Source organism: Streptomyces sp. NPDC050528 (genome assembly GCF_044457795.1).
Classification (GTDB): Bacteria; Actinomycetota; Actinomycetes; order Streptomycetales; family Streptomycetaceae; genus Streptomyces.
The window spans coordinates 342,306-356,260 of the sequence record NZ_JBITHH010000004.1 but is presented as its reverse complement, the minus strand read 5'-3'; the positions used below and the strand labels follow the sequence as shown (position 1 = coordinate 356,260).

General features: G+C 69.4%; 11 protein-coding genes and 1 pseudogene. 3 read left to right on the top strand and 9 right to left on the bottom strand.

Going from position 1 to position 13,955, the window contains the following annotated elements; all coding sequences use genetic code 11:
• Nucleotides 1-25: 25 nt before the first annotated feature.
• The 5 genes from ACIBK4_RS16530 to ACIBK4_RS16510 all read right to left on the bottom strand — a co-directional run bounded on the left by ACIBK4_RS16530 (nucleotide 26) and on the right by ACIBK4_RS16510 (nucleotide 5,783).
• Nucleotides 26-868, bottom strand: a complete 843-nt coding sequence (locus tag ACIBK4_RS16530; RefSeq protein ID WP_398995438.1) for a carbohydrate ABC transporter permease — start codon at nucleotides 866-868, stop codon at nucleotides 26-28.
• Complete coding sequence (locus tag ACIBK4_RS16525; protein WP_398995436.1) at nucleotides 858-1,844, bottom strand: carbohydrate ABC transporter permease; 987 nt, start codon at nucleotides 1,842-1,844, stop codon at nucleotides 858-860. Before ACIBK4_RS16525 ends, ACIBK4_RS16530 begins: the two co-directional genes overlap by 11 nt.
• A gap of 10 nt (nucleotides 1,845-1,854) precedes the next feature.
• Entirely contained in the window at nucleotides 1,855-3,186 is a 1,332-nt protein-coding gene (locus ACIBK4_RS16520) for an ABC transporter substrate-binding protein (protein WP_398995434.1), read from the bottom strand.
• Nucleotides 3,187-3,292: 106 nt separating this feature from the next.
• Nucleotides 3,293-4,411, bottom strand: coding sequence for a Gfo/Idh/MocA family protein (locus ACIBK4_RS16515; RefSeq protein WP_398995432.1), 1,119 nt, complete (start codon nucleotides 4,409-4,411; stop codon nucleotides 3,293-3,295).
• A gap of 133 nt (nucleotides 4,412-4,544) precedes the next feature.
• Complete coding sequence (locus ACIBK4_RS16510; protein WP_398995430.1) at nucleotides 4,545-5,783, bottom strand: ROK family protein; 1,239 nt, start codon at nucleotides 5,781-5,783, stop codon at nucleotides 4,545-4,547.
• Between the two features lie 161 nt (nucleotides 5,784-5,944).
• Between ACIBK4_RS16510 and ACIBK4_RS16505 the strand changes: the two genes are divergently transcribed.
• Both ACIBK4_RS16505 and ACIBK4_RS16500 read left to right on the top strand, forming a co-directional pair.
• Nucleotides 5,945-7,132, top strand: a complete 1,188-nt coding sequence (locus ACIBK4_RS16505) for a Gfo/Idh/MocA family protein (RefSeq protein WP_398995429.1) — start codon at nucleotides 5,945-5,947, stop codon at nucleotides 7,130-7,132.
• A gap of 249 nt (nucleotides 7,133-7,381) precedes the next feature.
• A complete protein-coding gene (locus ACIBK4_RS16500; protein WP_398995427.1) occupies nucleotides 7,382-8,335 on the top strand; it encodes a sugar phosphate isomerase/epimerase family protein in 954 nt (317 codons plus the stop codon).
• Between the two features lie 108 nt (nucleotides 8,336-8,443).
• On the opposite strand, the pseudogene ACIBK4_RS16495 reads toward ACIBK4_RS16500, so the two are convergent.
• The 3 genes and pseudogenes from ACIBK4_RS16495 to ACIBK4_RS16485 all read right to left on the bottom strand — a co-directional run.
• Nucleotides 8,444-8,686 (bottom strand): annotated as a pseudogene (locus ACIBK4_RS16495) (ATP-binding protein); the annotation flags it as partial.
• 355 nt (nucleotides 8,687-9,041) lie between these two features.
• Nucleotides 9,042-10,538, bottom strand: coding sequence for an amidase (locus ACIBK4_RS16490; RefSeq protein WP_398995425.1), 1,497 nt, complete (start codon nucleotides 10,536-10,538; stop codon nucleotides 9,042-9,044).
• A 46-nt stretch (nucleotides 10,539-10,584) separates the two neighbouring features.
• Nucleotides 10,585-11,349, bottom strand: coding sequence for a LamB/YcsF family protein (locus ACIBK4_RS16485; protein WP_398995424.1), 765 nt, complete (start codon nucleotides 11,347-11,349; stop codon nucleotides 10,585-10,587).
• Nucleotides 11,350-11,737: 388 nt separating this feature from the next.
• Between ACIBK4_RS16485 and ACIBK4_RS16480 the strand changes: the two genes are divergently transcribed.
• A complete protein-coding gene (locus ACIBK4_RS16480; protein WP_398995423.1) occupies nucleotides 11,738-12,538 on the top strand; it encodes a FadR/GntR family transcriptional regulator in 801 nt (266 codons plus the stop codon).
• 480 nt (nucleotides 12,539-13,018) lie between these two features.
• Here ACIBK4_RS16480 and ACIBK4_RS16475 read toward each other — a convergent pair whose 3' ends face one another.
• Nucleotides 13,019-13,840, bottom strand: coding sequence for a phosphotransferase (locus ACIBK4_RS16475; RefSeq protein WP_398995422.1), 822 nt, complete (start codon nucleotides 13,838-13,840; stop codon nucleotides 13,019-13,021).
• Between the last annotated feature and the right edge of the window lie 115 nt (nucleotides 13,841-13,955).

Here is a 13,955-nt window from a genome sequence, read left to right as displayed (position 1 = left end):
TCGGGGCCACTTGGTCACTTCACCGTCACTTCACCGCGCCAGCGGTGAATCCGGTGATGAGGAAGCGCTGAAGGAGGAGGAAGCCGGCGACCACGGGGACGGACACGACCAGGGAGGCGGCCATGACCTGGTTCCAGTAGACGTTCGCCTCGGTGGAGTAGGCCTGCAGACCCACGGCCAGGGTGCGGCTCTGCTCGTCGGTGAGGACCGAGGCGAACAGCACCTCCCCCCAGGCCGTCATGAAGGCGTAGATGCACACGGCGACGATCCCGGGTGTCGCGGCGGGCACGATGATCTGCAGCAGGGTGCGCAGCGGGCCGGCGCCGTCCACCTTCGCCGCCTCGTCGAGGTCGCGCGGCACCGTGTCGAAGTACCCGACCAGCATCCACACCGCGAACGGCAGGGAGAAGGTCAGGTACGTGACGATGAGCCCGGTGCGGGTGCCCACCAGGTCGGTGCCGAGGTTCTGGTCGGCGTAGACGAAGAGCAGGTACAGCGGCAGCAGGAAGAGGATGCCGGGGAACATCTGGGTGGCGAGCACCGCCGACTTGAAGCTGCCGCTGCCGGGAAACGTCCAGCGGCTCAGCGCGTAGGAGGCGAAGACCGCCACCAGTACCGACAGCACGGTCGCGGTCACGGCCACGATCAGGGAGTTGACGAAGTACTGGGCCAGCGGCACGGTGTGCCAGATGTCGACGAAGGACTGGAACGTCGGCGACGACGGGAACCAGGTGAACTCGCCCTGCACGTCGGGGAGCGTCTTCAGCGACGAGGCGAGCATGACGTACAGCGGGGCCAGGACGAACACCGACAGCAGGGTGAGGGTGACGTACCGGAAAGCCCGGTAGCCCGGGGTGTCATGATTCATGGCCGGTCCTCCGGGTGAAGGCGAGATAGCAGGCGCTGACCACTGCCAGGAACAGCAGGAGCAGCACGCTCATGGCCGAGCCGAGGCCGAAGTTCCAGGTGGCGAACGAGCTTTGGTAGATGTGCACGGAGATCAGGTCCCCGGCCGGCGGCGCCGAGCCGCCGAACAGGATGTACGGCGTGCTGAAGTCGTTGAAGGTGTGCAGGAACATCACGAGGACCAGCACCTTGTTGACCGAGGACAGCAACGGCAGCGTGATCATCTGCAACTGCCGCCAGGGGCCCGCCCCGTCGATGCTCGACGCCTCGTAGACCTCGCCCGGTATCGCCTGCATGCCGGCCATGAGGATCAGGAAGGCGAAGGGCCACATCCGCCAGATCGCGACGACGCACTCGGCCCAGAAGGCGTTGTGGCCGATCAGCCAGAACGGGTTGGAGTCGATCAGCCCGAGCTGGCCGAGCAGGTGGTTGAGCATGCCGTTGTCGCGTTGGAAGATGAAACGCCAGGTGATGACCGCGGTGTACGCGGGCAGTGCGTACGGCACGAGGAACAGCGTCCGCAGCAACCCCCGGCCGCGGAAGGCGCGTTGCAGCGCGAGCGCCGCCGCCATGCCGACGAGCCAGGCTCCGGACAGGACCACGGCCGTGAAGCCGAGGGTGACGAAGAAGGACTGGGCCAGTGCCTTGCCGGTGGGGCCGTCGAAGTCCAGGACGATCCTGAAGTTCCCGAGACCGGTGAAGGGCGCGTCCCACCAGTGGCTGATCTGGTACTGCGTCACCCGCAGGCCGCTCATCGCCACACCGAGCACGATGGGCACGAAGTGGATCAGCAGTTCGAGGGCCAGGGCGGGGAGCAGGAAGGCGTACGGGATCCAGCGGCGGCCGCGCCCCCGGAAGCGGCTGACGCGTGTGGACTGTTTCGGTGTGTCCGGGGTTCCGGGGCTCTCGCGGGTCCCGGAAGGACTGATGACTGCCATCGTCCTGCTCCTAGTTGCCGGCTTCGAGCTTCTGGTCGGCCGCGGTCATCTCGCTCTTGATCCTGGCCTTGCCGGGCTGCTTTCCGGTCGCGGTCTGCGCGGCGAAGGAGCTCATCGCCTGGCCGACCAGGGTCTCGAACTGGGATTCCTCGGCGATCTGCGGAAGCGGTACGGCCCGGGAGTCGAGAGTCTGCCGGGCCACGGCCAGCGTCGGGGTGTCGAACGCCGGGTCCTTGGCGTCGGTGACCGAGGGCAGCGTCCCGTAGGTCTTGTTGAGGTACACCTGCTCCTTGGCGCTGGTCAGGAACTTCACGAACTGGGTGGAACCGTCGAGGTTCCCGGTGTTCTTGAAGACCGCCACGTTGATGCCGCCGACGAACGAACCGATGTCCTTGCCGCCCGCGACCGCCGGGTCCTGGGCCGGTACCGGGACGACGCCGTAGTCGGCCGTGGTCATCTTGTACTGGCCGAGCGTCTGGCCGGTCGAGGACTGGGCGAGGATCATTCCGGCCTTGCCGGAGGCGAAGTTCTGCAGGAGGGCGACCTTGTCGGTCATCTCGGCGTCGGACGGGTTGACGATGCCGTCCTTGCCGATCCAGGACAGCCACTGGTCGATCCCGTCGACCATGCCCGTGTCGTCGAACTTCGGGGTGTGGCCGTCGAAGACCTCGGCTCCGTGCTGGGTGCCGAGGATGAACGCGAAGTGCGCGGCGAACGAGGACGAGGCGCCCTGCAGCCCGAGGCCCCACTGGTCGGTCTTGCCGTCGTTGTTCGTGTCCTTGGTGAGCTTGTGTGCGTCGGCGACGAACTCGCTCCAGGTCTTCGGCGGCGAGGTGATGTCCGCGGCCTTGAACAGCTTCTTGTTGTAGAAGAGTTCGTACGAACTGGTGTAGAGCGGCAGGCTCGCCGGGTCCTTGCCGGTGGCGCCCGTGGACTTCAGCGCCGCGGGCAGGAAGCGGGACTCGCCGCCGACCTTGGCCAGCAGTTCCTTGTCCCAGGCGACGAAGGCTCCGGTCGCCTGGAGGGACGCGGACCAGGTGTTGCCGATGTTGAGTACGTCGGGGCCCTTGCCGCTGGTCGTCGCCGCGAGGATGCGGTTGAGCAGGTCGGCGGAGGGGATGACCTCCAACTTGACCTTGACGCCGGTCTGTTGGGTGAACTTGTCGATCTCCGGCTGGAGGATCTTCTTGTCCGCGTCGAGGCTGGTGCTCTGGTTGGTCGCCCAGTAGGTGATGGTCTTGTCACCGGAGGCGGAGCTTGAGCCGCCGCCGCACGCTGTGACACCGGCGCCTGCCAGCATCGCCGCAGCCGCGAGCGCGACTACACGGGTTCTGCGCTGCATGGAATTTTCCTCTCGGGACGTGCGAGATCGATTCAGTGGTGCACGGGTTCGGTGCCGGCGTGCGGGGCCGGAGGAGGTTCGGGCAGGGAGGTTCAGGTGGAGGGGTTCAGGCGGAGACGGACTGCGGGAGGGCCGCGGGCGCGGGCCGCTCGGCGCGGCTGGTGATGGCCCGGGCTCCGGCGGCGAACGTCGACTGCTCGATGGCTTCCAGCACTTCGAGCACGTGCAGCGCGAACTCGCCCGGGACGCGCAGCGGTTGACCGCGCAGGGACTCGACGAGGTCGTTCACGCCGTGGCCGCGGAACGGGCCGGCTTCCGGGGCGCGGGTGGGGGGGATGACCGGCGGGAGTTCGGACCAGTCCGTGTCCGTACGGCGCTTGATGAGGACAGGTGCGTCGTGGCGGTTCGGGTCGGGGATGTTCAGGGTGCCCTCCGTGCCGTAGACCTCGATGTGGGGCAGGGTCATGTCCCAGATGTCGAAGCTGTACAGGGTGGAGACGATCGCGCCGGAGGTCGTGCGGAGGATGGCGGCGACGGTCGTGGGGACGGTGACCTCGACCTCGTCGACGACCCGGTCCGGGGTGGTCACGGTGATGCGGGGGCTCGGGATCGTGCTGGTGCCGACGACTTCGGCGACGGGTCCGAGCAGGTTGACCAGGGCGGCCACGTGGTAGGGACCCCAGTCGAGGGTCGGGCCGCCGCCGGGCTGGAAGAAGAAGCCGGGGTTGGGGTGCTTGGCCTCGACCTTGGACGAGCGGACGAAGGACGTGGCGGCGAAGGGCATGCCGATCAGGCCGCCGTCGATGGCCGCCCGTGCCGTCTGGCCCGCCGTGCCGAGGAAGGTGTCGGGGGCGCCGGCGAGGACGCGCCCGGCCGCCTTGGCCTGGGCCAGGTTCTCGCGGGCCAGGGTGACCGTCGCGGCGAGGGGTTTCTCGCTGTAGACGTGCTTGCCGGCGGCGAGCGCGTCCCGGGTCACCTCCCCATGGGCTGTCGGGGGCGTGATGTTGACGACGACGTCGACGTCGGGGTCCGCGTAGAGCTCGGCGGGCGTGCCGTACGCGGGGATGCCGTGCTGTTCGGCCTTGGCGCGGGCCCTGCCGACGTCGATGTCGGCGATCCTGATGACGGGCAGGTCGCCGTACCAGGCAAGTCCTCGGGCGTAGGCGTCGAAGACCATGCCGGCGCCGACGACGCCGATGCGTGCACGAGGGGTGGATCGGTTCACCGTGTCTCCCAGGTCGCGGTCGAGCGGAGCGGGTCCGCCGGTGGATGAGACCGGACGTGCGAGACACGATGGAAGGTAGTGGCGGCGGCGAGAGGCGGTAAAGGCCGCCGGTTCACTGGGCGGACCGCCCGGCTCAGGTGGTGGTGCGCGGCCCCAGGAAGCGCCCGATCCCGGCGGGCGAGAGCAGGTGCTCGATGCCCAGCACCATCGCACCGACCATCGCCGCGTCCCGCCCCAACTCGCTGCGGGTGATGGACAGTTCGCGGGTGGCGAGGGGCAGGGCCTGTCGGTACACCACGCCCCGTACCGCGGAGAGCAGGTCGTCGCTGGCCTCGACGATCTCTCCGCCGACCACGACGTGCCGGGGGTTCAGCATGTGGATGCACAGGGCGATCACCTCGCCCAGCGCCACGCCGGCGGCGCGGGCGGCGTGCAGTGCGTCCGGCAGGCCGTCGCGCAGCCGGGCCAGGAAGTCCCGCATCGCGGCACCGTCCTCCGCCACGTCGAGGGGCGGTTCACCGCTCGCCGCGAGCCGCCGTGCGAGGGCGGCTGTGGACGCCACCGCCTCGACACAGCCGGCCTTTCCGCACCGGCACACCACCTCCTCCGCGCCCGGGACACGGATGTGCCCGATGTCTCCGGCCGCTCCGTCGGCGCCCCGGTGCAGCGTCCCGTCGGCGAGCACGAATCCGGCGCCGATGCCGGCGCCGACGGTCACGAACAGCACGGGCAACTGCTCGGACGGCACCGTCCGCGCCTCGCCGAGCGCCATGAGGTTGACGTCGTTGTCCACCAGGACGGGGCAGCCGAGCGCGCCCCCGAGCCGCTCGGCCACCGGGAAGCCGTCCCAGCCCGGCATGATCGGCGGGCGGACGGCCATGCCGCGCGCCACGTCCACCGGGCCCGGCAGTCCGACGACCAGGACGCGGGGCCGGTCCACCGGGACCTTCGCCTGTTCGAGCAGGTCGGTGAACTGGTCGACCAGAAGGTTCACCGTGCGCTCCGGGCCCTCGGCGAGCTGCCAGGGCAAGGCCCTGTCGGCGAGCACCCGTTGGGTCAGGTCGGTCACCAGGCAGCGCGTCGAGAAGGTGGTGAGGTCGGCGACGAGCACGACGCCCGCGTCCCCCGCGAGGCTGAGCCGCAGCGCCGGCCTGCCTCTTCCCCCGCCGCCGGCGTCCTCCCCGAGCAACAGGCCCGCGTCCACCAGATCCTGTACGTGCGTGTGGATCGAGGACCGGGAAAGCCCGGTGAGCCGGGACAGATCAAGACGGTGGGACGCCTCGCCGGCCGCGATCAGCCGGGCTATCTGGCTGCGCACCGCGTCGGGGTGCCGGCGCGAGCCGCTGCTCGGGGCCCCCAGTCGTGCTGCCACGGTTGCTCCCTTGATGAGGTCGACGGCACCAACAGACGATTAATATTCCAGAAACGACAATATTCAAAGGGCTTTCCTGACAGAACTCCGGCTCTTACTGTTGGTCCCGGATGAGACCGGAACAGCGAGCTCCCGTACGGCACGCGCCGAAAGGATCTTGCATGGCTGCCCCGACCGGGCACACCACACGCGCCACCGAAACCCCGCTACGACACCCCCGCATCCCGCGCCCACGGGTCGCCGTCCTCGGCGCGGGCATGATCGCGGGGGTCCACGTCCGCAGCGCCCGCGCGGCCGGCGCCGACGTGGTCGGCATCCTGGCCTCCTCACCTGAGCGGAGCCGGGCGGTCGCACACGACTGGCAGATCGACGCCGGCTATCCGGACGTCGACGCCGTCCTGAGCGACGACCGTGTCGACGTGGTCCATATCTGCACGCCCAACCACCTCCACGTCGCCCAGGCGCGCGCCGCGCTGCTCGCGGGCAAGCACGTCGTCTGCGAGAAGCCGATCGCCACCTCGGCGGCCGACGCCCGGTCGCTCGCCGACACCGCCGCGGCCGCGGGCCGGATCGCCACCGTGCCGTTCGTCTACCGCTATCACCCCGTGGTCCGCGAACTGCGGGCCCGGGTCCTGGCCGGCGACTTCGGTCCCTGGCAGCTGCTGCACGGTTCGTATCTCCAGGACTGGCTGCTCTCGCCGACGAGCACCAGTTGGCGGGTGGACGCGGTGGCCGGCGGCCCGTCGAGGGCCTTCGCCGACATCGGCTCGCACTGGTTCGACCTCGTGGAGTGGGTGGCAGGGGTCAGGATCGCCGAGGTGCTGGCCGAGACCGCCACGACGGTGGCCGAACGGCCCGGTGCCGGGGGCCCGTCGTTCTCCGGGAGCTCGCTCGCGTCCTCCGTGCGCGTCCCGGTCACCACGGAGGACGCGGTCGGCGTGCTCGGGCGGACGACGGACGGGGTCCTGGTGTCCACGACCGTCTCGCAGGTCTCGGCCGGCCGGAAGAACCGGCTGTGGTTCGAACTCGACGGCGCGCACGCCAGCGCCGTCTTCGACCAGGAGCTGCCCGAGTCGCTGTGGCTCGGCTACGGCAACCGCACCGAGACGGTGGTCCGCGATCCTGCGTCCAACTCCCTTGAAGCGAACCGGCTCTCGCTCGTGCCCGCCGGACACGCGCAGGGCTACCTGGAGTGCTTCGAGAACTTTGTCAAGGACACCTACGCGGCTCTGCGCGGCGAGGCTCCGGAGGGTCTGCCCACCGTGCTCGACGGTGTCCGGTCCGCCCACCTCGTCGACGCGGTCCTGGCCTCGGCCGACCGGCGCGCGTGGACGTCGGTTCCTGGATAGGCGGCGCGCATGAACCGTAACCCCCGGCCGATCAGCGCGAGTGGACCGCGATCCCCGACTGACCGGTGCGAGTGGGCCACGGCCCTCGGCCGGTCGGTGCGCGCGGACCGCTGTCCCGGACCAGCCGGCCGGCGCGCACCACGAACCCCGACCGGCCGACGCATGCGGCTCCTCTCCTGGGCTGACCGGCGCCTGTGACTCCTCGCCCCGGCTGCCCGCCCCCATCCCTCTCACCGAAGGACCCGCGCCATGAAGCTCGGATTCCTGACCGCCTGCCTCCCGTCCCTGTCACTCGACGACATCGCCGACTGGGCCGCGGCCGAGGGCTATCAGACCCTCGAAGTCGCCGTGTGGCCCAGCACGGGCGGCCGCGATTTCGAGGCCTCCCATCTCCCCGTGGCGTCCTTCTCCGCGGTCGATGAGGACGCGACCCGCGAACTGCTGCGCCGCACCGGGCTGGAGATCAGCTCGCTGGCCTACTACGAGAACAACCTGCACCCCGACCCCGCGACCCGCGAGGCGATCAGAACCCATCTCCGGCATGTGATCGACGTGGCGGCACGGCTGGGCGTGGAGTCGGTCGGCACGTTCATCGGACGCGATCCGGGGCTCTCCGTCGTGGAGAACCTGCGCGAGGGCGAGAAGATCCTGCCCGAGCTGGTCGGCTACGCGGCGGATCGCGGCGTCAAGATCGTGATCGAGAACTGTGTGATGGAGGGCTGGCACCCCGACGGCTACCCGGGCAACCTCGCCTACTCCCCCGAGCTGTGGGAGTGGATGTTCGGGCTCGGCTTCTACCTCAACTGGGATCCCTCACACCTCACTTGGATCGGCGTCGACCCCCTCACGACGATCGAGCCGTACATCGACCGGATCGTCCACACCCAGGCCAAGGACGTCGAACTCTTCCCCGCCAAGCGCGACCGGTTCGGCTTCTTCGGCACCGTGCACAAGGGCGACAACCCCTGGGAGACGGGCTGGTGGCGCTACCGGGTGCCCGGTCTGGGCGAGGTCGACTGGCGCCGTGTCGTCGACCGCTTCCACGAACTCGGCTACACCGGCACCGTTTCCGTCGAACACGAGGACCCTGTCTGGTCCGGAACCGAGGACAAGGTGAAACAGGGCCTGCGCATCGCCCACCGCACACTGCGGCCACTCATCGGCGAGCAGGCGGCCACCGAACGAGACATCCTGGCCCCCTGAACCAGATGTGCGCGCCGGTGACCGCCCGGTTCGGAATGCGCTGGACGACACACGGTGAGCCAGGAGAAGGAAACGGATCGAGCCTCTCCTTGAGGACATGAAGGGAGTTCAGACGGCCTGGTCCACTGTCGGCACCGGGATGGCCTGTTCGGCCCAAATGGTCTTGCCGGTGCGGTTGTGGCGCGTTCCCCATCGCTCGGTGAGCTGGGCGACGAGGAACAGGCCGCGGCCTCCCTCGTCGAAGACGCGGGCGCGGCGCAGGTGCGGGGCGGTGCTGCTGCTGTCCGAGACCTCGCAGATGAGGTTGCTGTCATGGATGAGCCGAAGTCGGATGGGCGGCCTTGCCCGCCTGGCTGTGAACACCGGACGGGCAGTACCGAGTCGTCCGGCTCCGGAATCGGTCCATGAACCCCTCCCGGTGACAGGAGGCATCGGAAATCCGCCGGCCACCTGTTGGCAGGCGTGCGGGTAGTCGGCCGACGGGATCCCCGTGGCCGTGCGGGGGACGGTCGGCATGACCAGCACGTCGTGTCGTACGGAGTCACCGTGCCGCGCCGTAGGCCGAGCGACTCGGCTGACGGGCGCGGACGTTGGTCCTGAACGCGGCGAAGGCGGCGTCGACGGAGGTGTCCAGCGCTCCGCCGGAAACCCGGCCCGGCACGGCTCGTGGGATCGTCTCGGCGAGCGCTACGAAGGACAGGAGCTGTCAGGCAACGGTCGGAAGGTCGGGCGCCCGACGTGACTGGGTGGTCTGCTCCACGCCGTAGGCCAGATTCAACAGTTCCGCCTCGTGATAGGGCAGTGTCATGAGTTCCAGCCCGACGGGCAGGCCTTCGTCGGTGAATCCGGCGGGAAGGCTCACCGACGGCATCCACAGTTGGGATGCGATCACCGTGTTGGTCGGGAACTCCAGACAGCTCCACCGTGAAGCGAGCACTTCATCTCGCGTCGGGGCCCCGATGCGCACGTCGGGGAAGCAGAGTGCGTCGAGTCCGTTCGCCGCCATGATCCCGATGACGAGGCGTTGGAAGCGTTCGCGGGCCTCCCATCGGCCGTAGTACTCCGGGTCTTCGACCGGGGTGGCCGGGCCGGTCGCGATTCCGGCCAGCAGGTCGAGGTTGGGGTGCGCCCGGCCATCGGTGTACAGCTGGGCCACGGACTCGGCGTCGATTCCCGGGCGCCCGGCGAGGAAGGCGTCGATGTCGGCGCGGGAGCGGGAGAAGTACACCGACGTGTAGGCGACGTAGTGGTCCAGGTCGGGGATCGCCACGTCGACGAGTTCCGCGCCGGCCGCGGTGATTTTGTCCAGTGCCGCGTGGATGACCGTGTTGACCACGCGGGCCCGGGGATCGTCGTCGCTCCCGAACGCCTGGCGCAGCACGCCGATCCGGGCCTTGCCCAGTGCCGCACCGTCCAGGGCGTCGGCGTAGCTGCCGCGGTGTCGCCCGATGGCGGCGGTGGCGGTGTACGGGTCGGCCGGGTCGAACCCGGCGAGGACGTCGAGCAGGACAGCGGCGTCGGTGACGGTCCGGGTCATGGGTCCGGGGGTGTCCTGGGGTTCCACCAGAGGGGATACGCCGTTTCGGCTGATGAGGCCGGGAGTCACGCGGAGGCCCACGAGGTTGCAGAAGGAGGCCGGCAGTCTGATGGAGCCGCCCGTGTCCTCACCGATCCCCACGGTGGCGAGGTTGGCGGCGACCGCGGCCGCGGTACCGCTGCTGGAACCACCCGGGTCACGGTCCAGGGCGTAGGGATTGCGGGTGAGTCCGCTCACCGACGAGGTCGAGTGCCAGGAGGTCGCGAAGTCCGGCATGGTCGTCTTGGCCAGGATGATCGCGCCGGCCCGCCGTAGATCGGCGACGACGGTCGCGTCGTGCTCGGGCACATAGTCCTTCGCCGTCTCCGATCCGAACGTCGTGGTCAGCCCGGCGGTCTCGATCTGGTCCTTCAGTACGACGGGGATGCCGTGCAGCACGCCGACGAGTTCGCCCGTGGAGCTCAGGTGCTCGTCGAGAGCGTCGGCGTCGGTCAGCGCCTCGGCGTTGACGGCCAGGATCGAGTTGAGCTCCGGCCCTGCGGCATCGAGGGCGGCGATGCGGCCGAGGTATGCCTGGACCAGGGCACGGGCGGTCAGGGTTCCGGCCCGATAGGCGGCATGGACGTCGGCGATCGTGGTCTCGTCGACGGAGAAGTGGTCGGTCATGATCTGCTCCTGGGAAAGGACGGGGGAAGCGCCTGGAGAAGGGGGGTCAGACGAAATCGCTCAGCGCTCGCAGCGCGATGTCGTGCGTGGCGAAGGCATCCACCACGGCGCGCGCGGTGAGTACGGCGTTCGGCGCGTCGCTGTGTATGCAGAGCGTCCGGGCGCGAAGGGGGATCTCGGAGTCGTCGTCGGCGTCGACGACCGCTTCGGTCACCATGCGTACGGCACGGTGGGCGACCCGTTCGGGTGGCCAGGGCTGCTTGGACCGTTCGAGGACGAGTTGGCCGTCCGGCGCGTACGCCATGTCGGGAAAGCCCTCGGGCTCCACCTGGACGCTGTGGTCGGCGGCGATGCTGTCCGCGAAGCGTGCGTCGAGCAGGAACAGCCGCAGCGAATCGTCGAAGGCGGCGGTGGCGCGGGCGATCGCGTGCGCGATCTCGGCGTCGGCACTGGCCATGGCATAGAGCGCGCCGTGCGGTTTGACGTGCGTCAGCCCGGTTCCGGCCGCGCGCGCGAACCCGGCGACGGCGGCGATCTGGTAGAGCGAGATGTCGTACGCCTCTTGGGGGGACAGGTCCATGCGGCGGCGACCGAATCCGACGAGATCCGGCAACGACACATGCGCGCCGATGTCCAGTCCGCGGTGCGCCGCCCGGTCGACGGTGGCGCGAAGGGTGGAGGGGTCCCCGGCGTGGAACCCCGCGGCGACATTCACCGTCGTCACGAGTTCCATGAGGTCGGCGTCCGCGGGCAGTTGCCACCGGCCGAAGCCCTCGCCGATGTCGCAGTTCAGATCGATTTGCGTGTTCATCGCGGTATCCGCCTCGTCATTTCGGGGGTGGTTCCGGCTGCCGTGAAGGGGTGTGACGCGTGCCGTCTGCCGAGCCGGGCTCAGGGCACACGGTTCACGGTTCACGGTTCACGGTTCACGGACAGGGAGCTGAGGGGCGCTGACCGCTCCGGTAGACCCGGCGCAGCCACCGGCGGCGTCGTGGGCGCTCGCCGCAGTGCGGCCGGACGGGCTGGCGGTGGTGCGTGGATTCCTCCGAACACAGCGCCCTCCCAGGGCAGAGACGGTGAGGTAATCTGAGGCCGAGCACTTAGTCCTACATCCAATGTCTAACATTGGACACCGATGGAGGTCCAGTGCCGGGCAAGCGCCTCTGAGGTAACGAAAAGGTTTCACCGAAGGAGAGATCATGGGGGATTCGCCCGCGGCGGCGTTCCAGCCCGAGGCCCTGACACGGCGTGACGCGGCAGGGCAGATCGCGCGGCAGTTGCGCGAGGCGATTCTCAAAGGGCAGTGGAAACCCGGAGACCGGCTGCCGACCGAGCTGGAACTCGCCGGCGTCTTCGATGTCGCCCGCGGCACCGCCCGCGAGGCGCTGAAACACCTCTCGGCCAGCGGAATGATCAACTCCAGCCGGGGCAGCGGAGGGGGCACCTACGTGGTGGTCCCGGCCGCCGAGGACGTCGCCTCACGCCTGAGCGAGGCGATCATGCTGTGGTTCCGGGCCGGGGACGTGTCCGTGGGAGAGGTGGACGAGGCACGGCTGACCCTGGAACGCCAGTGCGTGGCCCTGGCCGCCGAGCGGCGCACCGACGCGGACCTGGAGGCGATGGCCGCGCCGCTGGCCCGGGCACAGGACCCCGCACTGGACATCACCGAGTGGCTGAGCACCGACCTGGAGTTCCACACGGCCATCACCCGCGCGGCGGGCAACCGCATTCTCGAACTGGCGATGACCTCGGTACACCTTGTCCGGCCGATGACCAACACCGTCTTCGTCGACCTGCTCGACCGCGACACCATCCAGGCCCAGCACACCGCCATCTTCGAAGCCATCCGCGACCAGGACGCCGACCGCGCCGAAGCACGACTGCTCGACCACGTGAAGCATCTGGACGAGGTACGCACCCAAGCACTCGCCGACCGCAGGGCGCGCGAGGTCCCGATCTCCAGCCTGCTCCCCCAGGACCGGGTCGTGGACTTGGAGTGAGACGTGTACGGGCATGCCCGCGTGACCGGCCGGTCCGCGCCGACGTACAAGCAGGTTGCGACGCTCGCGCCCGTCAAGGCGCAGCCCCTACTGGGACGAAGTCCACGTCCCCGGGGCCACTCCTGGAGCTCACCGCAGTAACCGCACCTCACGTCAGCACGCGGGGCTCCGCCTGATCGCGCCGCCAACTCCCACCGCACAGAGCTGACGCACAGGGAGATCATCAGACCCCAAGGTTCGCGCCCGCGTCGGGCACGCCTTCGCCTGCATGAATAGCTGGAAGATCCTCCGCGACTTTCGGGAACGACCGCGCCGAAGCGCAGAGAACGGTCGAGACCTCCGTCTTCCGCCGTTACCCGCTCCCTCAGTAGGCGGACGTGCCGCGCATCGACACCCACTTCATGGAAACAGCGGACACCCTTCTAACTCGATCGCCCCAGTCTGCTCCCTGAGAGGACAAGGCCGGACAGCCGGTCCCATTCACCCGTCGCGTGGTCCGACGACGAGGCGGGCCCAGACCTCGGCGTGGTCGCGGATGTAGTCGATGTCCCTTACGTACAGGGCGAGATGGCCTTCTTCGATGTGCCGCCGGAAGTTCTCGTCACCGGCCGCAGCCCCCTCGCCCAGGAAATCGGCGAGGGACTCCAGCCGTGGTGCGGCCATGTCCATCACCGACTGCCGTTCCTGACGCGTGCAACCGTACGCGTCGAGGAAGTCCCGGGCACGGTACGCCTGTTGCTCGGTCGTGCCCCAGCCGTCGTGGTTGTCGGGGTGGGTGAGCGGGGCGTAGCGGTACAGGGCGTAGGCGAGGTCCCAGGCGCGCGGGCCGGGGCGGGCGGCGTCGAAGTCGATGAGCCCTACGGCCTTCTCGCCGGTGAAGACGCAGTTGTACGGGGCGAAGTCGCCGTGGCAGATGACCTCGACCGGCGCCAGAGCCTCGAACTGCCAATCACCGCCGGGGTCTTGGGCGAGGCCGATGGTGGCGTCGTGGTAGCGGCGCAGGAGGTGGGCGGAGGTGGTGAGTGCCTGGCTGCTGCGTACCGAGTCGGGCAGTGGGTAGTTGCCGACGTCGCCCGCCAGGTAGGTCAGGATCATCCGGCCGTGTTCGTCGGTTCCGTGCGCTGCGGGGGCGCCTTCGAAGCCCTGGCGTTCGAGGTGGTCCAGCAGTCGGTGCACGGCGGGGCTCCAGGGCATGACCGGCTTGCGTACGGTCTCACCGATACGGAAGACGCGGGCTGTGCCGCCTCCGGTCAACTCCTGTGCCTCCGGCTCGTCGGCGTACGGGCAGGGGTCGGCGGACATGCGGATCTCCTTGCGTGCCGGGATCTTTGGGGTGGGGGTGCCTGACAGCCCGCTCCGCTCACACCGCGTCGGTCGCGCACCCATGGTCGGTGCATGCGGGCCACCGGCTCGGGGA